This window comes from Ascidiimonas aurantiaca (genome assembly GCF_037646345.1).
Taxonomy (GTDB): Bacteria; Bacteroidota; Bacteroidia; order Flavobacteriales; family Flavobacteriaceae; genus Ascidiimonas; species Ascidiimonas aurantiaca.
Genome location: NZ_JBBEWR010000001.1, coordinates 336,570 through 357,520, shown reverse-complemented (window position 1 = coordinate 357,520; position 20,951 = coordinate 336,570). Strand labels below are relative to the sequence as shown.

The following is a 20,951-nucleotide window of genomic DNA, read 5'->3' as shown; positions in this document are numbered from 1 at the left end:
ATCGAGATAACCTTCGTCTGTACCTATAAAATTGGTTGTGTGGTAAGTTTTTGTAGATAATTGGAAAACTTTCAGGGGATATCTTCAAATTGAAAGTCAAGGGATACCCCTCTGTTCTGAGCCGGATGATATTTAATATACTCTATACTTTTTTCGTATTTATTACGAACCATTAACCGGCCTGTTATGTTCTCAAAGCCCTTAAGGGTTCGCAACGAAGAGCCTTTTATTTTAAAAACAGGCAAATTAGACTCATAATCTATATAAAAGTTTTCAAAAGTAAAACCTCCAAGAGGCCCCGATGAATTGAAATAATCAGGTACTTCAAAATAAAAGGGGGGCATCGTTCCTTTCTGGCAAATATTTCTGGCATAACAGTTCCTGAAAGTTACCTGAAACGCTTTACTCAACTTTCTGGTGTACAAAACACCCCATAAACTGCCATCTATAAAAAGATTTTCAAACTCTACTTTACCTTTTACAGGATCGGTAGCATTGGCATTAATAACGATCTCGGCAGGTGCATATGAATTAGAAGGTAAGTGATTCATTTTCAGATAGCACCCCGAAAACCGAACTTGTACTGGTACAGAAGCAGAAGTAAGTTTAGTTAAGGCCAAAAGTATTCCTGCATGATCATTACCTGTAAATACACAATTTTCAAAAGTAATGTTTTCAATGCGGTCCTCCGGGTGATCAGGTTCTATATCTACCCCTGCTCCGGGTAACACACCCTTCGTGTTTTTAAAAATAGAATTGACAACTTTCACATTTCTGGCACTCACAATGCTTATACCTTGTCTTTTGTGATTTTCAGAAACAATATCCTCTATATAAATGTTTTCTGAAAACTCTCCTCTCCGGGCTCCGCCAATATAAACACCATCACCACCACTATTCGAAATTACAAGCCCTTTTACAGTAATGGCTTTGGAACTAAGCATACTTATTCCCATTCGCCATTCACCATCGGTATATTCCTCCTTATTCATAATAAATTGAGCACCATACCCCAGGATATTGATATTCTCGCAGTTAATGAGCTTTAAAAGCACATCCCCTTTTCGGAGGAATGCATTTTTCTTGGCCTTTACTACCACACCACTTTCAAAAACAATAGTTTTGTTGGTAAGATTGCGCAACGTTACCGGACTTAATATCCAATCTTCTTTTTGCCTGTCTATTAAAATGGTATCATGTGATGATTGCAGGGCTCTCATAAAAGCTTCGGTAGCATCTAATGCCTTATACCCAAATGCAGAAGCTTTTATTTTCTGGGCAGTTATCTCTTTAGGACATAACAGTACCAGAAGTGTACATATAATAATTCTTAAAACCAATGAGTGAACAATTACGTTTTTCAAAAATAAAAGTAAGCAAAAGAAACTATTTTTATTCATCTTTTAAATGCATACTATCACGATTACACTTTTTTAAATAAAACCTTCATTTTTATACATACTATTCGCATCACAAAGTACATAAAAAACAGAAATACAGGTTTCTATGTGAGTTTCAACAAACGTATTGCCTTTTATATTATAATAGTTTACCGATATTATTTACTGTTTATCATAGTTCTTATATTTTGTTTTTTATTTTATGCATATTTACACCGTAAATTTTTTCATTTTGCATTTTATGAAAATACTAGTTACCGGTGCGGCAGGTTTTATAGGATATTATGTATCGAGGGTATTGGCCCAAAAGGGACATCAGGTAGTTGGAATCGACAATATTAATGATTATTACGATGTAAACCTGAAATATGCCCGCCTCAACGAGTTAGGTATAAATAGAGATTTAGCTGAGCATTTTAATGTAGAATGTTCCAGTACTGTTTTCCCGGAGAACTTTCGTTTTGTAAGAATGGCACTGGAAGACAGGGAACATCTCCCTCCTTTGTTCGAAAAAGAGAAATTTGATGTGGTATGTAACCTCGCTGCTCAGGCAGGCGTACGTTACAGTTTGGAAAATCCTGAAGCGTACATAGATAGCAATATCGTAGGATTTCTAAATATACTGGAGTGTTGCAGGAACCATCAGGTAAAACATCTGGTATATGCAAGTAGCTCAAGTGTTTACGGACTTAACGAAAAAATCCCGTTTGAAACATCAGACAATGTGGATCATCCTATAAGTTTGTATGCCGCCTCAAAGAAAAGTAATGAACTCATGGCACACACATACGGGCACCTCTTTGGGATACCTACCACAGGTCTGCGTTTTTTCACAGTGTACGGGCCATGGGGACGGCCTGATATGGCTCTTTTTCTGTTTACCGATGCCATTACCAAAGGGAAACCCATTAAAGTTTTTAACCATGGTAAAATGGAAAGAGACTTTACTTTTATAGATGACATTACCGAAGGAGTAGTACGCGTAGTAGAACAACCCGTAGAACAAAGAATACAATCCGGAAACCTTTACAAAGTTTATAATATTGGCAATAACAACTCTGTAAAACTCATGGATTTCATTAAAGAAATAGAACATAATCTTGAAAAAGAAGCCGCTAAAGAGATGCTTCCCATACAACCAGGTGATGTGGAAAGAACCTGGGCCGATGTAAATGACCTGATTACCGATTACGGATACAGACCTGACACTTCAATAAAAGAGGGCGTAAAAAAGTTTGTAACGTGGTATAAAGAGTTTTATAATATTACATAATAAGTTGGCCGTGTTTTCACTCAGAAGTAAAAAACAGCTTTTGTGATCTTAAACAAGAACCCTAATCATTAACATACCCTAATCTAAATTACATGAACACTTCGTTTCCCGATTCAATATCAAATACAAATATCCTGGTAACAGGCGGTGCAGGTTTTATAGGGTCTAACCTGTGTGAAGCTTTACTCAAGTTAGGCAACAGGGTGGTTTGTATGGACAACTTCGCCACCGGAAAAGAAAAAAATATTCGCGATTTACGGGAACATCCGGACTTCACATTTATAGAAGGGGATATTCGCAATCCCGAAGATTGTCAAAAAGCAGTACAAAACGTCACCTACGTACTTCACCAGGCAGCACTTGGGTCTGTACCCCGGTCTATTAATGATCCCGTTACCAGCAACGCGGTAAATGTATCCGGTTTTCTCAACATGCTAGTTGCTTCCAGAGATGCAGGCGTTAAACGATTCGTATATGCTGCCAGTTCTTCAACCTATGGCGATTCAAAAAGCCTTCCCAAAGTAGAAGATACTATAGGTAACCCTCTCTCCCCCTATGCAGTAACCAAATATGTAAATGAGTTATATGCAGATGTTTTTCAAAAAGTGTATGGTCTTGATACCATAGGCCTTCGTTACTTCAATGTTTTTGGAAGAAAACAAGATCCTAATGGTGCGTATGCCGCCGTAATTCCTAAATTTGTGCTTCAGTTTTTAAAGCATGAATCCCCCATAATCAATGGGGATGGTAGTTTTTCCCGTGATTTTACGTATATAGATAATGTTATACAAATGAATATACGTTCACTGGCAACGCAAAACCGGGAAGCACTTAATAAAGTGTATAATGTGGCCTGTGGCGAACGTACCGATCTTAATGAATTGGCGCAAATGTTAAGAACCTTTCTATCGGATTATGATCCGGAAATTGCTCACATCAAGGTAGAGTACGGACCAGAAAGGAAAGGAGATGTTCCACATTCCCTTGCATCGGTAGAACGCGCAGAAAAGCTTTTAGGCTATCAGCCTCAGTTTGATATTAAATCAGGATTAAAAGAAGCTGTAAACTGGTATTGGAAAAATTTAAAATAATTGTAAAAGAATGAATTTAACTGTTATTGGAACCGGCTACGTTGGTCTGGTAAGTGGTACCTGCTTTTCCGAAATGGGAAACAGAGTAACCTGTGTTGATATTGATGAAGAAAAAATCAGGAAACTTAAAGAAGGTATTATTCCCATTTATGAGCCCGGACTTGAAAACATGGTGGCTAAAAATGTTAAACTCGGAAACCTGCATTTTACTACTAAACTCAGTGACGGACTCGAAAAATCTGATATAGCTTTTATAGCCGTGGGAACTCCTATGGGAGAAGATGGGTCTGCAGATCTTAAGTATGTACTGGCGGTAGCCAGACAAATTGGCCAGGAAATGAAAAAGCCTTTGATCGTAGTTGATAAATCTACCGTACCCGTAGGAACCGGAGATAAAGTAAAAGCGGTTATAAAAGAAGAACTCGAAAAAAGAGGAGAAGACATTGAATTTCATGTAGTTTCTAATCCGGAATTCTTAAAAGAAGGGGCTGCCGTGGGAGACTTTATGAAACCAGATCGCGTAGTGATCGGGGCCGAGAGTGATTATGCCTTTAAAAGAATGGAAGCCCTCTACTCTCCGTTCCTTTTAAATACCGGACGGTTTATTGAAATGGATATCCGCTCGGCCGAAATGACCAAGTATGTTGCCAACACTATGCTGGCTACAAAAATCTCATTTATGAATGAAGTAGCTAACATCTGTGAATTGGTAGGAGCCGATGTAAATCAGGTTCGCATAGGTATTGGCTCAGATTCACGCATTGGTTACAGTTTTATTTATCCCGGCTGCGGCTACGGAGGTTCCTGCTTTCCCAAAGATGTAAAAGCACTGAAAAGAACTGCTGAAGAACACGGGTATAAAGCCAAAATTATTACCTCCATTGAAGAAGTGAACGACCGTCAAAAACTGGTGATTAGTGATAAAATAGTTAAACATTTTGGGGAAGACCTGTCTGGGAAAACCTTTGCTGTCTGGGGACTTGCGTTTAAACCGGAAACCGATGATATGAGGGAAGCACCCTCTATTTATGTGATAAACGAACTCGTAAAACGAGGGGCCAGAATACAGGCATATGATCCCAAAGCAATGGATGAAGCACAACATTTTTATCTTAAAGATCTGGAAGGTATAACCTACTGCCAGTCTAAATATGACACCCTTAAAGATGCAGATGCTATGATATTGCTTACCGAATGGAAAGAATTTCGTTCTCCCGATTTTGAAGAACTGAAAGCACAGCTCAGGAATCCACTAATTTTTGACGGAAGAAATCAATATACTGCTTTTAACCTTAAGGAAAAAGGTATTGAATATTATCAAATAGGAAAACGTAATGACTAAAATAGCAGTAATAGGACTTGGATATGTAGGGCTGCCCCTGGCACGGTTATTTGCAACCGAATATCCGGTAATTGGTTTTGACATTAACAGAGAGCGGATTAATGAATTAATGAAAGGTAATGACAGTACCCTGGAAGTAACTCCAGACCTGTTAAAATCAGTGATCCGCGATTCCCCGAATATTTCCAAAGGATTATTTTGTTCAGACCAGTTAGACCATATTAAAGATTGTAACTATTTCATTATTACCGTACCCACTCCGGTAGATCGCAATAACCGACCAGACCTGACCCCTTTGTACCGTGCCAGTGAAACCGTAGGCAAAGTACTGAAAAAAGGAGATGTGGTAGTGTATGAATCTACCGTATATCCCGGAGTTACCGAAGAAGAATGTGTACCGGTGCTGGAACGCGTAAGCGGACTTGTATTTAATAAAGATTTCTTTGCGGGTTATTCTCCGGAACGTATAAACCCCGGAGACAAAGAGCATACCGTAGAAAAAATATTGAAAGTAACTGCCGGATCCACTCCTGAAATAGGGAAAAAAGTAGATGCTTTGTACGCATCAGTGATTACCGCCGGTACCCACCTCGCTCCCTGTATAAAAGTAGCCGAAGCCGCCAAAGTAATTGAAAACTCCCAGCGTGATATTAATATAGCATTCGTTAACGAGCTGGCAAAGATCTTTAACTTACTGGATATAGATACCCATGCTGTGCTGGAAGCTGCAGCTACCAAATGGAATTTCCTTCCGTTTAAACCCGGACTTGTAGGCGGACACTGTATTGGTGTAGATCCTTACTATCTGGCACAAAAAGCACAAGAAGCAGGGTATCATCCGGAAATCATCCTCGCCGGCAGAAGAATTAATGACGGTATGGGAAAATATGTGGCAGGAGAAATTATAAAACTCATGCTTAAAAATGATGCAAAAGTAAAAGGCGGTAAACTTTTAATGTTAGGCATTACATTTAAAGAAAACTGCCCCGATGTACGCAATACCAAAGTAGTAGATGTAATTTACAACTTAAAAGAATACGGCCTGGAAGTAGATGTTTATGACCCGTGGGCAAATAGTGAAGAAGTAAAACACGAATACCGACTTACTACCTCAACTACCCTTCCCGATACAACGTATGATGCTATCGTTCTCGCCGTGGCCCATAAAGAATTTGTTAAGCTCGATTTTAAAAGTAAGCTCTCAGAAAACGGAGTGATCTACGATGTTAAGGGCTTTTTAAAAGATGAGGCCCATAAAAGCCTTTAGTATGAATGAAAAATATAGCGGCAATACTTAAACCTTTTTTAAAGAAAGAATGGCTTAATCCTGCCGAGGCTATTAAGAACCCTTTACTGGTTAACATAGTCATAGTAGGGTCTATTACATTTGCCGTTAAAATTATAGGTTTTTATAAAGAAACAGTAGTTGCCGCATATTTTGGCCTTTCAGAGCTGTTAGACACATTTTTTATAGCTTTTCTCATTCCCTCATTCATTCAGAATGTATTTATCAATGCGTTAAAATCTATATTTATTCCCAATTATATTCAGGAATTAGAAAGCTCCGGCAATAAAGGTTCCTTTCAGATGCTGGTATTTATACTGGTATTTGGTATTTGTGTAGCACTAAGCCTGTTTACCCTGGTCTTTTCAGAGTTTTTCCTGGATATTATGTTCAAGGGGCACTCCCCTTCTTATTATGCATTAATACGGTCACAACTGTATGTGTTATTACCTTGTGTTTTTTTCTGGGGATTTGGTTCCATACTAAGCGGATTACTGGAAATTGACAATAAATACGTGTTTACAAGTGCATCCGGAGTTTTTATTGCCATTTCAATCATAATTTGTCTTAAATTTTTCAAAGATAGCATGGGCGACCAGGTGCTGGCCATAGGCACCCTAATAGGTAGTTCCCTTGGATTTCTCACAGTGCTTATAGTAGCTATGAGATTCAAGATCCTGCGCTTTGGCATACCGGTATTTAATAAAAATACCAGAAGTATGATACGCCAGCTTTTTCCAAAAGTGTCTTCAGGGTTACTCAGTGGACTTAATAATTTTGTAGATCAGTTTTTTGCAGCGCAGCTCGCTGTAGGTTCTATTGCTGCACTTAATTACGGGCTTAGATTCCCGGCATTCACCATAAGTATTTTAATCCTTGCTTTGGGAAATGTATTGCTTCCCCATTTTTCAAGATTAGTAAATACTGATATAAAAAAAGCATATACACAATTATTTTTTATTCTCAGGCTTTTATTTTTCGGGGCACTTTGCGTTGCCATTGTTCTTATCCTGTTTTCCAACAACATTGTAGAGTTCTTTTTCGAAAGAAAAGAATTTACTTCAGAAGATACCGTTATCGTGGCCAACGTTCAAAAAATTGCATTTATTTATGTTCCTTTTTATATATGTACCCTGGTACTGGTCAGGTTTCTTACCAGTATAAATCGCAATAGTTTTATGGCGTGGGTTTCACTGTTAAGCCTCACTTTAAATATTATACTCAATATCATACTTATCAAGTATTTTAAAGTGTATGGGCTTATTATGGCTACAACCATTATTTATATAATTACCAGCATCATATTTGTAACGTTTACGTTAAAACAGCGCAAATTGGCATTCAAACAATTAAACACGTAGCATTTAATTATGAAAATTGATTTTATTATCAGTTCTTTAAGAGGTGGAGGTGCAGAAAGGGTATTAACTCTTTTAGCAACTCATTTTGCTGAAAGCCAAACCTATGATGTAACCGTAATCACTATTAATCGCGGAGAAGAATACGAACTCCCCTCTTATATAAAAAGACAAAAGCTTTCAGGAGGTATCATTCCCAATCATACCATACGAAGTTTTGTCAATTTAACACGGTACTACGCCAGAAAAAAGAACAGGCCCGATGTTATTATCTCATTTATTACCCTTACCAACCTTATCGTTATTCCGGTAGCAAGACTGTATAATATCAATATCATTGCTACTGAACACAATAGCTATCTTAGGGTAATGCCTCCCCTGTTCCTTTCCAACTTTACCAGAAAGTATCTGTACCGAAAAGCCAACTTTGTTACGGTACTTACTTCATTTGATCTGGATTTCTATCAAAAATACAAAGCCCCAGTAGTAGTAATGCCTAATCCCTGTACTTTTAAGCCTCAGGAAACATACAATACTCAAAGGGATAAAGTAATATTGGCAGTAGGTAAACTGGACCGGTATCACCATAAAGGTTTTGATAACCTGATACCTTTTATCGCCCCTGTTTTAAAGGCGAATCCAGAATGGACTTTAAAAATAGCCGGTTCGGGAGATACGGGTCTTAAACTCTTAAAAGAACTTGTGGAAGAACACGAGTTGGAAGATCAGGTAGTATTCCTGGGCTTTGTTTCCAATATCTCAGAAATTATGAATCAGAGTGCCGTTTTCATACTATCCTCAAGATTTGAAGGACTTCCCATGGTTCTGCTGGAAGCAATGTCTCAGGGTATGGCCTCTATTGCCTATAATTGTCAAACCGGACCTTCAGATATCATTTCAGACGGAAAAACCGGTATTTTAGTAACCGATCAGGATGCCGAAGAAATGCAACAAAAACTGGGCGAGCTTATTAATGATGAAAAACGTATTCATGAATTAGGAACCAATGCCCTTCAGGCACTGGAAAACTTTAGTATTGAATCCGTAGCTAAAAAATACGAAGTACTTTTTGAAAAAATGGTAAAGAAATAACGTGAAGAAAGCAACCGTCATATTGTTTTTTATATGGCCCTTTATATTTAGTGCCCTTAACGTGCAGGTACTTATATCCAAATTTGTATCTGTCCCGTTAAGTCAAGTATTTGCGTATGGCAATGTTTTATTGCTTATTATTGGTATTTTCACGCAACTCAAACAACCGGGCACCTATTCAAAAACCGCCACCATGTGGTTTGTTTTCTATATTAGTTATTACGTGTTCGGACTAATTGCAACCGCATATCATGGGGTGAGCTCACCTATAATGCGAACACTTATCCCAGTAGTATATTTTGCGGCTTTCTACTTCTTTTTTAAACAGGAAGAAAACCAAAAGTTCTTTGCAAAAGTTCTTATGTATACTTTTCTCATCTCCTCTATATTCACCATTCTTATGTTTAAGAAAAACTTTGATATTGACTATGGAGGAGTACATATTTATAAACTGGACAGAGCCGGAGGTCTTTATGGAGATGCTAATAACGCTGCATTGGTATGTATTCTGTCATTCCTGCTGATCAAACAATTTTTTGTAGCGAAAACCCGCAGGATGAAACTGTTTAAATATTTTTTATATGGGGTTGTTTTTTATAGCCTTGTACTCACCTTTTCAACTACAGGACTTTCGGTTTTCATAATTACATTTGTTTTAAGTAACCAAAAATTCTTTAATAAACAGCGTCTGTTCTTACTGGCCGGTTTGGGAGTTGTAGGCTTTATACTCATTTTAAATCTGAAGACGCTTACTGCTGATATGCCTCTTACGACCAATCAGCGATATAAAATAGAAAACCTGGTAAATGTGGTTACTTTAAGTACGGATGAAGTAGATAACTCAGGAAGGGGGGAATTATTGTCAAATTTGTTAGAAACCATTTATGAAAACCCCTTCCTCGGTAACGGTATTGACCATTCTGTGGTAATGAGAGGACATAATACCTATATGGGTATTTGGGCAGACGCTGGGCTTATTACCTTCATTATTTTTTGCTTTATCTTAATAAGTTTCTTTGTCAAGAGCCTTAAATTAAAAGGAGATGATCGAAGTTTCTGCCTATCTACATTGATCGTTTTTTATATTTTTATGTTAAGTCTGCAAACTATTCTTAACCAGCCATACCTCATTATCATATTTGTGTTTCTTGCCTATTTGATCGATGGTCATAAAAAAGTTGCTGAAATCAGGAACCTTCCTGTTAGAGAATCAAATTTAGCCAATAAAAAATACCAGTCAGTATGATAACTTCTAAAAAGGAATATCTGCACTATCTTCAGGAAGACAAACGTGCCCTGCAAATAAAACACCTGTCCATAACTTCGAGAATAAAAGAGTTTTTGTTTCCCCATCCTATATGGAAATTTCAAAAAACTCTTCGAAAACTGGAATATTATACAAATTGTAAAAAAGGCTTTTTTTCAGGAATTTATAAAAATTATTTAAAGTTAAAGTTCAGGAGAGTATCAATAAGAATGGGGTTCTCCATACCCCCCAATGTATTTGGACCCGGTCTGGCCATTGTACATTATGGAACGATCATAGTAAACTCTAATAGTAAAGTAGGTAAAAATTGTAGAATTCACGCCTGTACCAATATTGGTGCCTCAGGTGGTAAAAAAGCGGCTCCGCAAATAGGAGATAATGTATATATAGCCCCAGGGGCCAAAATATACGGAGACATTATAGTCGGTAACAATGTAGCTATTGGTGCCAATGCAGTAGTCAACAAATCATTTCCAGAAGATGGGATCCTTATTGCAGGAAACCCGGCTCAAAAGATCAAAGAAGTAAATATTAAAAAAATAATTAAGCATATTTAATATAAATGCCGGTACCATGAAAAGAAAAATCCGTATCGTCTTTGTTTTACCATCACTGGTTCCCGGTGGTGCCGAAAGGATCATTTCTTTTGTTTCACAAAACCTGGATCCCGATACTTTTGATTCCCGGCTTTTAATTGCAGGGTATGCGAAAGATACTGCTTATGATGTTAATGGTATTGAAGTAACCTACCTCAATAAACCCAGAGTATTATATGCCATACCTTTTATGCTTTTCTTTCTTTTGAGAAAGCGTCCTGATGTGGTAGTAAGCTCTATTGCTCACTTAAATGCCGCTATGGCACTTATCTCTCCCTTCTTTGCCAAAACCCGTTTTATTGGCAGAGAAGCGACTGTTTTAAGTTATCGTAAGAAGGAAAAAAAGACCAGAAAACGCTGGTACCCTTCTTCACTGGTAAGAAATAGTTACAAAAAACTGGATGGCCTTATTTGCCAGTCCAAAGATATGGCCACCGATATGGTAACCAATTATGGTGTGCCTATGCATAAAATAGCAATTATTAATAATCCTATTTCACATATACCCCCTCTTAAGAAACTAAACAGGGAATACCGCGAAGAAAAGCGATTTATTACTGTAGGCAGGCTAACCGAAGTAAAAGGGCATTTCAGAATTCTTAAAATATTATCTAAACTTGATTTCCCTTTTACCTATACCATTGTTGGTGATGGTGACCTCAAAAGCGATATTTTTATCAAGGCTCGCGAATACGGTATTCTGAATAAAATAACCCATATTCCCTTTACTAAAAATGTAGATACCTTTCTGGCAGACCACGATATGTTTCTTCAGGGTTCTTTTGTAGAAGGTTTTCCCAATGCCTTACTGGAAAGCTGTGTGGTAGGCACTCCTGTAATTGCATTTAATGTTCCCGGAGGTACCCGTGAAATCATAGAACACAACGTTAACGGGTATTTGGTAAACAGCGAAGATGAGTACCTGTCCTTACTCCAGGAAGAAAAAGAATGGAAACCACAATTAATTCGCGAATCTGTATATAAAAAATTTAATAGGAGTACTATTTTGAACAAATACGAGTCTCTCTTTAAAGAAATTATAAAGTAATTTAGTTATGTCCCAAAAACCGAGAATTAGTATCCTCGATATTAGCTTTACCAGTGGTGGGGCCGAAAAGGTTATAAGTCTTTTGCTCAAAAAACTTATTAATGATTACGATGTGACCCTGGTCTTATTTTACAATGAAATCCACTTTCCTATTCCCGATGAAGTAGATACGGTGATTTTTTGTAAACAGGGACCAGATCGCAAGTTCAGACAAAAAATAATAGATACGATAGGTTTTCTTTTTAAATACCACAGACTATTGCGCAGAAAAAGAATTGAGTATGCCGTTTCCTTTCTGGCTTTCCCCAATTTAATTAATGGCATCATAGCTATGTTTAATCCTCGTACTAAAATGTATGTGAGCGAGCGTGGGTTTCCTTCAGACAATACTACCAGTAAGTTATCATTAAAAATAGCCAAAATATTTTATCCGCTTTTGTATAATCGTTGCTATAAGCTTTTTTCAAATTCAGTTTACATCAATCAGGATCTAAAAGAAAATTTTGGGATCACCATTCCCATGGAAGTAGTTTACAATCCTATAGAATTGCCTAAGAATACCCTGGTCCCCTCCTCTATTAAAAATACTGAAGCACCTTTTAAAATAATAAATGTAGGAACTCTGAATACCCGAAAAAACCAACAAATGATCATTGCGGCTATTGCCCAATTAGGCACGAAGTATGAACTATCGGTTTTAGGGAACGGACACCTCGAAAACGATCTGAAAAATCAAATTATCACATTACAGTTAGAGAAACAGGTATTTCTTAAAGGCCGTGTTAAAAACGTAAATACTCATTTGTTAGCAAGTGATTGTTTTGTGTTATCATCATTTACGGAAGGCTTTCCAAATGCACTTTTGGAGGCAATGGCTGTAGGTCTTCCCTGTATCTCAACCAATTGCCTTTCCGGCCCTCTGGAATTACTTCATGACAACAAGCCATTACAAATTGAAAAAGGAGGTTTTTTCAGGGCCACTTATGGTATTCTTATAAACAACGATGACACTGCCGGATTAGCAAAAGCGCTGAGGTATCTCTGTGAAAATCCTGAAGAACGTCAAAAATACAGTGCGCTAAGCCTGGAAAGGGCTTCTCAATACCAATTGGATACCATTTATAACCATTTTAATGAATTTATAAAAAGTTAAACACCTCGTACATGTGTGGAATAAACGGAATCGTAACTAAAAAAACTACTGCTAAAGAGTTGATAACCAAACAACTCTCGGCCATGAATGATCTTATTATTCACAGAGGTCCTGATGATGACGGGGTAGTTGCCTTTAGCTCAGACCAATACAGTATAGGCATGGCCATGCGCCGGCTTGCTATTATAGATCTTGCATCGGGAAAACAACCTATGTATTCAGAAGATGGAAAAATTGCGATCGTTTTTAATGGGGAGATCTATAATTACCGGCAACTTAAAAAAGAACTGGAAGCCCGGGGAAACGTTTTTAAAACAACCAGTGATACAGAAGTCATATTAAAGCTTTATGAAACGCAAGGCACCGCTTCGTTCGTAAAACTAGATGGTATGTATGCTTTCAGTATTTACGATGCAAACCTGCACAAGCTGTATATTACACGTGATTTCTTTGGTGAAAAACCACTTTACTATACCGCACAGAATGACTCTTTTCTATGGGCATCTGAGCTGAAGTCTATAAAAAAGAGCCTGAAAGTAATACCCCCTGTATCAGCAAAAGGGTTAAATCTGTTCTTCAGGCTTACTTATATACCTGCACCTTATACCATCTATGAAGGTGTATATAAGCTGGAAGCTAATCGGTGCTTAGAATATGACCTCACCAACCACTCTTTCCGTATATTTCCTATTCATGAGGAACCAGTGCCAAAAACAAAAGATATTTCTTTTGATACTGCCCGTAAAAAAGTAAAGGATATGGTATATGAAAGTATAAACAGTAGATCCGTATCCGATGTGCCTCTGGGCACATTTCTTTCCGGGGGGGTAGATTCCTCGATCGTATCTCTTTGCCTCTCACAAAGCACCGGCAGAAAGATAGATACTTTTTCCATTGGTTTTAAAAAGGCTTCTTTTGATGAAACTGATAAATCCAGACTGGTGGCCAAGCTTATAAATAGCAATCACCATGAGTTTATTATTGATGAAGATGATCTGAAAAATAGCATTCATGAAATTCTGCTCAATTTTGATGAACCATTTTCAGATACGGCTGCACTGCCTACCCATCTTATGTCACACAAAACCAGGCAATACGTAACCGTAGCACTTACCGGCGATGGTGGAGACGAAGTTTTTGGAGGCTATAATAAGTATTACATTGGAAAAATGAACCAGAAGTACACCCAATTGGTACCCAAGTCGTTTCATGGTTTTATACGCAATGCAGCATCTGCACTTCTGGCTACTAAAGATGACCATAGAGGAAAAAGATTTAAAATTCGAAAACTGTTAAATGCTGTAGATTATAATGGCCAGTTTTACTGGGATATCATTTCGCTCGCAAATACCGAAAATCAGTTACGGGAAATCATGTTGCCTCATTTGTTTGACAATAGCCTTTTTGAAGAGTATAAAGAAAAATTGAATATAGATAAGCCCGTGAGCCTTACTCATTTCAGACTGGTAGATAAAATACTGAGTCTTGAGGGAGGAATGCTCCCCAAAGTAGATCGAACCAGTATGATGAACTCACTTGAATGCCGGGCACCATTCCTTAACCGTGAATTATGGGAATTTGCCAATACCCTGCCGGAAAGTTACCTGATGAAAGGCTGGAACAAAAAATACATTCTCAAAGAAGCATTTAAAGATCAGTTTCCTGAAAATTTTCTGGAACGTCGTAAAAGCGGGTTTGGCTCACCAGTTGGAGACTGGCTTAGAATGAGTCTTCGTACTGAACTTGAAAGTTATATAGAACCTCAAAAACTCGAAAAACAGGGCCTCTTTAAAATAGATACCGTTGTAAAACTGGTGAAAGACCACCTAAGTAGTAAAAGTGATAACACTTTTAGGGTATGGGCATTTTACTGCTTCCAAAAGTGGTATCACCATCAATACATGCAATAACCAGAATTTATGAATAAAAAAAATATACTAGTACTTGCTTCTTATGCAAAATCACTAACTCATTTCAGGGGTGATCTTATTGCAGATCTTATTGCTAATGACTACAGTGTGTTTGCGGCTTCGCCTGAAATAGATGAAAAAACACGGGAAGAGCTCATTGTCCTGGGTGCCGTTCCTGTGGAATATTCGCTTCAGCGATCCGGTCTTAACCCCGTTAAAGATCTGCAATCTCTGTTTGAGCTAAGGAGCCTCATGAAAAAGTATTCTATACACTTTGTTTTTCCTTATACCATAAAACCCGTTATATACGGTTCTTTAGCGGCCAGATCCCTCGGAATACCTGTTTTTTCATTAATAACCGGCTTGGGCTATACATTTAGCGGGGTATCAAAAAAAGCCCGTATCCTTCAAAAAATCACACAGCTATTGTATCGCTTTGCTTTAAGAAAAAACAAAATAGTTATTTTTCAAAACAGAGACGATTATCATCTGTTCCTTGAAAAAAATATTTTGAATCCTTCTCAGGAATACGATATTGTTGATGGCTCTGGAGTAAACCTTGATCGCTATCCGTTTCGTGAAAAGACCAATGACGGGAAAAAGATCATCTTTGTTTTTGTCGCAAGGCTCATAAGGGAAAAAGGTGTTCATTTATTCGTAGAAGCAGCCAAAAAAATAAAACCCCAATTTCCGGAAGCAGAATTCCATATTCTGGGAAGCTCACCCAAAGGCTCCCCTTCTGCCATAGGAAATGAAACCCTTCGCAAATACCACGAAGAAAAGATTATTGTGCATCATGGCAGGCAAAACCATATTGAGTCGTATTTGCACAACTCAGATGTATTTGTACTTCCTACCTTTTACAGAGAAGGAGTACCACGCTCTATACTGGAAGCCTTATCAGTAGGAATGCCCATTATCACAACAGATGCTCCCGGATGCAGAGAAACAGTAATTAAAGAGCAAAATGGTTTTCTGGTCACACCGAGGTCTTTAGAAGATTTGATTGAGGCAATCACCTTTTTCCTGAAATCACCAGAAAAAATAACCTCCATGGGACTGGAAAGCAGAAAATTAGCAGAGAAAAAATTTGACGTTAAACTTATAAATGCCAGGCTTATTGAATTGATAGAATCATAATATTTAAATCATACAGATATGATCTCCAGAATAAAAAAACTACGCTTTTTTATAAATGATCCTAACAAGAAACCATATTGGCTAATTATTAAAGAAGCAGGTACATACGGATGGTTAAAAAAAGAAATTCCTTCAGACTACATACGAAAACATTTGTATCGCAAAGGGGTAGTAAATTATGGGAAATACTTAAGTATGAAGCAATACAGGAGTATTATAAACTCTCCAAATATGGTCTATCCCGAAATATCTTCTTTATTAAAGAGCAAATTAAGTTTTGCCTTTTTTTGCAGTGCTTATAATTTACCGGTACCCAAACTGCTTAGTTATAATCTTAAAAATCACTTTTTCTTCGGAGAATCAGTCTTTAAAATAAAAACAAAACAAGAGCTTATTATCTTTTTTGAAAATGTATTCAAAAAAACCGGTCAGACACGTATTTTTATAAAAATGCTAGAAAAGAACGGAGGTTTTGGTTGCCTTGTGTTAAACAAAAACACATTTGAAAATGATGTTGAAATACATGCTGAAAGCCTCCTTAAAAATTGTTACATCCATCAGGAAGTCTTGGAACAACATCCGCTTATAAACAAAATTAATGCTAATGCTATTAGTACCCTACGGATAGACACTTATATTGACCCGGTTGGGAAAACACACATTCTTTCAGCACTAATGCGTTTTGGTATAGGTGCCAGCATTACAGATAATTCATCTTCAGGGGACATCTTTGTAAGTGTAGATATGCAAAAAGGTGAATTAAGAGGTACTGGCAAACAGAATATCACTTCTGGTGGAGGTGAATATGTGGCACATCCCGACAGCAGAGTTGTTTTTGACAAATACACCATTCCGTTTTTTAAGCATACAAAAAAGCTGGTAAAAAAAGCCGTTGATCATTTTCCTAACAGAATTATTGGTTGGGATATTGCCAAAGGACTTGACGGACCTTACATCATTGAAGGAAACTCAGATCCATCCCTGCATATGTCAGATATGGCATATGGGGGGTACTGTAACCATCCGCTTATTCAAGAAATCCTTAAACAGGTATAAAAAATCATGCATTTCTTTCATTACATAAGGAACAGAGCATTTTGGGCTTTTGATTTTTTGAAAGGAGGAGATATTTATCGAAAATACAAATACATTTGTTTTATTAATGAGCATTATGAAGATAAGAAAGCTCTTCGCCTAAAGAAAAAATCACTGCAAGACATATTAAAACATACGGCAACGCATATTCCCTTTTACCAAAAGTATAATGGGGTCACTAAACTAACCCGTTTTCCTGTGATCTCCAAACGGGATATGGCCGCTAAAATAGATGATTTTATACTCCCCGGACAGGACAAGGACAAGCTTCATAAAGCATTGACCAGTGGTTCTACAGGTGCTCCTTTTACCAGTTATAAAGACAGGGATAAAAGGAACCGAAACGCAGCAGACGTAATTTATTTTGCAGAAAGCGCCGGATTCAAATTAGGCAGTACACTGTTCTATTTACGCCGCTGGAGCGAGGACCTCATTAAAAGTAAACTCAGTATCTGGTTACAAAATATCGTACCCGTTGATGTTTTACATCTTAGCGATAAAGAAGTGGCTAAACTGCTTGAAAAACTATTAAAAGACAGAGCAGATAAAAATATAATCGGGTATCCCTCCAGCTTTGATACCATACGCAGGTATCTCAAGAAGCATAAAGTACCTCCCAAAGATTACAGGATCAAATCTATTATTGCCACTTCCGAAGCGCTCCCCAACCATGTAAAGCAGGAAATGCAATATTATTTTAAAACCCCAGTAGTGTCTCGTTATTCCAATATGGAGTGTGGTATTATAGCCCAACAAAAGCCCGGCAAGGGTGATCATTTTTATATTAATTGGGCCAGCTATCACGTAGAGATTGCAGATATGGAAAATGATACTCCACTACCTTACGGAGAACCCGGCAGAATCATTGTAACCGATCTTTTTAATAAAGTAATGCCCTTTATTCGTTACGATACGGGAGATGTAGGTATAATGTCCGAGAATAACGAAGGTTTTGGTCCGGTACTCTCCAGTATAGAAGGAAGAAAAATGGATGTCCTTTTAAATACAAAAGGAGAACTCATCTCTTCTTTTGCAGTTACCGAAACATCGCTGTTTGAAGGAATCGTGCAATCACAAACCATACAGGAAGGCATTAATGAATATACCATTAAACTAAAAGTAAATAATCGTTTCAATCGGGAAGCCGAGTTAATAAACCGTTTTAAGGGGTTTCTGGGAGAAGACGCAATCATCACAATAAAATATGTAAATGAAATTCCCCTGCTTCCTTCGGGGAAACATAAAATAATGATTAACAAGTATTTAGAAAATAAAGCTCCCTAAACATAATGCAGTTTTTTACGTAACTTATACTCTTAAAAATTGCAGCGACCTTAAAAATTTAAACTTAAACCATACAATCACCTAAAAACCATTTATATGCAACTGCTTCAACGATTACGAAAAAGATCTTATTGGGTCGTAGATTTCTGTAAAGGCAGCGAAATTGCAAAACACCTGAAGGATATTGAAAGTATAATTCACCATACTGATTATGCAACAGCAAACCATAGAAAAGATGTGTATCTGGATTCTATACTCAAATTTGCCACCGCCACCGTGCCGTTTTATCAAAAACTGAATGGAAAAAACATCCCTCTGGAAACCTTTCCCGTTATTAATAAAAATATAATTAGGGATTCCCAAAATGACTTTCGTTCATCATTCTATAAAGACAAAACGGTTTCTAAAGTCACTACCAGCGGCTCTACAGGAACACCTTTTTCTGTTTACCAAGATACCGACAAGAAAAAACGAGGTGCTGCAGATATGATTTTTTATGCCAGACAAGCTGGCTTTGAATTAGGCAATACACTTTACTATTTGAGACACTGGACCCGGTATTATAAAAAAAGTAAACTTCTGGCATGGCTTCAAAATGTGATTCAGGTAGAAGTAATTGATTTTTCAGATGAAAATATTGAAAACCTGTTAATAGCACTGGCTTCAGATCAATCAGAAAAAGGTTTTTTAGGGTATGCTTCCAGTTACCAAGCTATATGTAATTACATGGAACGTACCGAAAAAAAACCTAAGGATTATAATATAACCTCTATAATAGCTATGTCTGAGGGTCTAAGTGACTCTACCAAAAAAGGTATGGAATATTATTTTAAAACACCGGTAGTGTCCCGTTATTCAAATATGGAAAACGGTATTATAGCACAGCAGCTTCCCAAAAAGGGAAACGATTTTCAAATTAACTGGGCCAGCTATCATATTGAGGTTTTAGAACTTGACAGTGACATACCAGTACCTTTTGGCACCCCCGGAAGGATCGTAGTAACCGATCTTTTTAATAAAGCCATGCCCCTTATACGTTACGATACCGGTGATGTAGGAGTTATGCAGCAATATAATCCTGATGAATTTCCTGTATTGGAACGAATAGACGGACGAAAAATGGATGTAATACTCAATACAAAGGGAGATATTGTATCTTCTTTTTTAATACTCAATGCCGGTAAATATAAAAATATAATTCAAATGCAACTGGTACAGGAGAGTGCTAAGCACTATACTTTTAAACTAAATACAGTAGATACTTTTGAAGAAGAAGAAACCATGCGAAAAGAATATCAAAAATATCTGGGTACAGATGCCCGGATTGATTTTGAGTATGTAGATGATATACCATTACTTGCCTCAGGGAAAAGAAAAACAATCGTGAATAACTATTTAAAGAATTAATAAACCGGTCTATGTACACTAAATTCCTGAAAAGAACCGGTGATTTTTTAATCGCTTTAATCGCTTTAACTCTCTTATTGCCTGTATTTATTTTTATCCTTATTTTTTTGACATTTGCCAATCGCGGGAAACCTTTTTTTTATCAGCACAGGCCGGGATATAAAGAGCGTATTTTCCGCATTATTAAATTCAGGACCATGAACGATCGTAAGGATATGAGTGGAGATCTTCTTCCCGATAACCAACGGTTAACTTCTATAGGTGCATTTATACGAAAAACCTCATTAGATGAAATTCCTCAATTGCTAAATGTCATAAAGGGAGATATGAGCATTATCGGGCCCCGGCCTTTGCTCATACGCTACCTGCCGTTTTATACAGATCACGAACGAAAACGACACTCGGTACGTCCCGGAATTACAGGGCTTGCCCAGGTATCCGGCAGAAACCTGTTACCTTGGGAAGAACGACTGGCACTGGATGTCGAGTACGTTCAAAACCTTTCCTTTGCTCTTGATTGTACCATACTTGTAAAAACTTTTCAGCGGGTACTTACCTCCAAAGATGTAGTAGCAGATCCGCAATCCGTAATGATAGATCTAGATGAATACCGAAAAAAAACTTAGTTGGGCACTGCTTACCACAGGCTGGGGCAGAAATGCCAGAACACTTATTAAAGATTACGCAGCAGGAAAACTCAAGAATTCCAGCATCACGCTGCTTATATGTACAGACCCTGACTCGGGAGCAGCCCGGGCAGCTAAAAAATACGGGGTGGAAATGCTATGCGTAAAGAAAAAGGATTTCGCCAACGTTGATGATTACCAGCTACACCTTATTGAGGAATTGAAAAAACGAAATATTGATAGAATCTTTCTTTTGTCATACGGTTATATCATTAGAGAACCCATGCTCTATACATTTCCAAAACGTATAGTGAACATACACCCATCTCTGCTACCCAGCTTTGGTAAAACCAGTAAAGCTATTCAACAAGCACTTGCGTATGGCGTGAAAATTACAGGCATAACAACGCACATCATCGATGAAAAAGTGGATGAGGGCGTAATTTTATGTCAGGAAGCTATAAAAATAAAAGATAATGATACCTTTGATACACTAGATAAAAAATTTCAGAAGAAAGGCCGTAGAATTATACTCAATACTATAAAAAAAATGGAACGGCAATTGAAAAACACAAACTGATTTG

At 37.5% G+C, this 20,951-nt stretch carries 18 protein-coding genes; 17 read left to right on the top strand and 1 reads right to left on the bottom strand.

Annotation, left to right across the window (positions count from 1 at the left end):
* Positions 1 to 71 precede the first annotated feature (71 nt).
* A complete protein-coding gene (locus WAO84_RS01560) occupies positions 72 to 1,340 on the bottom strand; it encodes a right-handed parallel beta-helix repeat-containing protein (RefSeq protein WP_340063264.1) in 1,269 nt (422 codons plus the stop codon).
* Positions 1,341 to 1,641: 301 nt separating this feature from the next.
* Between WAO84_RS01560 and WAO84_RS01555 the strand changes: the two genes are divergently transcribed.
* From WAO84_RS01555 to WAO84_RS01475, 17 genes are all read left to right on the top strand, one after another.
* Positions 1,642 to 2,673, top strand: coding sequence for an NAD-dependent epimerase (locus tag WAO84_RS01555; protein ID WP_340063263.1), 1,032 nt, complete (start codon positions 1,642 to 1,644; stop codon positions 2,671 to 2,673).
* Positions 2,674 to 2,765: 92 nt separating this feature from the next.
* Complete coding sequence (locus WAO84_RS01550; protein ID WP_340063262.1) at positions 2,766 to 3,764, top strand: SDR family oxidoreductase; 999 nt, start codon at positions 2,766 to 2,768, stop codon at positions 3,762 to 3,764.
* Positions 3,765 to 3,774: 10 nt separating this feature from the next.
* Positions 3,775 to 5,106 carry a UDP-glucose dehydrogenase family protein gene (locus tag WAO84_RS01545; protein WP_340063261.1) on the top strand — a complete coding sequence of 444 codons (1,332 nt, stop codon included), beginning with the start codon at positions 3,775 to 3,777 and terminating at the stop codon, positions 5,104 to 5,106.
* Positions 5,099 to 6,373 carry a nucleotide sugar dehydrogenase gene (locus WAO84_RS01540; protein ID WP_340063260.1) on the top strand — a complete coding sequence of 425 codons (1,275 nt, stop codon included), beginning with the start codon at positions 5,099 to 5,101 and terminating at the stop codon, positions 6,371 to 6,373. Before WAO84_RS01545 ends, WAO84_RS01540 begins: the two co-directional genes overlap by 8 nt.
* Positions 6,374 to 6,378: 5 nt before the next feature.
* Entirely contained in the window at positions 6,379 to 7,752 is a 1,374-nt protein-coding gene (gene murJ / locus WAO84_RS01535; protein ID WP_340063259.1) for a murein biosynthesis integral membrane protein MurJ, read from the top strand.
* Between the two features lie 9 nt (positions 7,753 to 7,761).
* Positions 7,762 to 8,841: a glycosyltransferase family 4 protein gene (locus WAO84_RS01530; RefSeq protein WP_340063258.1), complete on the top strand. Its 1,080-nt coding sequence runs from the start codon at positions 7,762 to 7,764 to the stop codon at positions 8,839 to 8,841.
* A gap of 1 nt (position 8,842) precedes the next feature.
* Complete coding sequence (locus tag WAO84_RS01525; RefSeq protein ID WP_340063257.1) at positions 8,843 to 10,087, top strand: O-antigen ligase family protein; 1,245 nt, start codon at positions 8,843 to 8,845, stop codon at positions 10,085 to 10,087.
* Positions 10,084 to 10,665, top strand: coding sequence for a serine O-acetyltransferase (locus tag WAO84_RS01520; protein ID WP_340063256.1), 582 nt, complete (start codon positions 10,084 to 10,086; stop codon positions 10,663 to 10,665). Before WAO84_RS01525 ends, WAO84_RS01520 begins: the two co-directional genes overlap by 4 nt.
* 16 nt (positions 10,666 to 10,681) lie before the next feature.
* Complete coding sequence (locus WAO84_RS01515) at positions 10,682 to 11,752, top strand: glycosyltransferase (protein WP_340063255.1); 1,071 nt, start codon at positions 10,682 to 10,684, stop codon at positions 11,750 to 11,752.
* A 7-nt stretch (positions 11,753 to 11,759) separates the two neighbouring features.
* On the top strand, positions 11,760 to 12,905 hold the full coding sequence (locus tag WAO84_RS01510) for a glycosyltransferase (protein ID WP_340063254.1): 1,146 nt from the start codon (positions 11,760 to 11,762) through the stop codon (positions 12,903 to 12,905).
* Positions 12,906 to 12,916: 11 nt separating this feature from the next.
* On the top strand, positions 12,917 to 14,815 hold the full coding sequence (gene asnB, locus WAO84_RS01505) for an asparagine synthase (glutamine-hydrolyzing) (RefSeq protein WP_340063253.1): 1,899 nt from the start codon (positions 12,917 to 12,919) through the stop codon (positions 14,813 to 14,815).
* A gap of 9 nt (positions 14,816 to 14,824) precedes the next feature.
* A complete protein-coding gene (locus tag WAO84_RS01500; RefSeq protein WP_340063252.1) occupies positions 14,825 to 15,955 on the top strand; it encodes a glycosyltransferase family 4 protein in 1,131 nt (376 codons plus the stop codon).
* Between the two features lie 18 nt (positions 15,956 to 15,973).
* Complete coding sequence (locus WAO84_RS01495) at positions 15,974 to 17,011, top strand: sugar-transfer associated ATP-grasp domain-containing protein (RefSeq protein ID WP_340063251.1); 1,038 nt, start codon at positions 15,974 to 15,976, stop codon at positions 17,009 to 17,011.
* A gap of 6 nt (positions 17,012 to 17,017) precedes the next feature.
* Positions 17,018 to 18,334 carry a phenylacetate--CoA ligase family protein gene (locus WAO84_RS01490; RefSeq protein WP_340063250.1) on the top strand — a complete coding sequence of 439 codons (1,317 nt, stop codon included), beginning with the start codon at positions 17,018 to 17,020 and terminating at the stop codon, positions 18,332 to 18,334.
* Between the two features lie 96 nt (positions 18,335 to 18,430).
* Positions 18,431 to 19,741 carry a phenylacetate--CoA ligase family protein gene (locus WAO84_RS01485; RefSeq protein ID WP_340063249.1) on the top strand — a complete coding sequence of 437 codons (1,311 nt, stop codon included), beginning with the start codon at positions 18,431 to 18,433 and terminating at the stop codon, positions 19,739 to 19,741.
* 11 nt (positions 19,742 to 19,752) lie between these two features.
* Positions 19,753 to 20,367 carry a sugar transferase gene (locus tag WAO84_RS01480; protein ID WP_340063248.1) on the top strand — a complete coding sequence of 205 codons (615 nt, stop codon included), beginning with the start codon at positions 19,753 to 19,755 and terminating at the stop codon, positions 20,365 to 20,367.
* Positions 20,345 to 20,947, top strand: a complete 603-nt coding sequence (locus tag WAO84_RS01475; protein WP_340063247.1) for a formyltransferase family protein — start codon at positions 20,345 to 20,347, stop codon at positions 20,945 to 20,947. Before WAO84_RS01480 ends, WAO84_RS01475 begins: the two co-directional genes overlap by 23 nt.
* Positions 20,948 to 20,951: the final 4 nt, after the last annotated feature.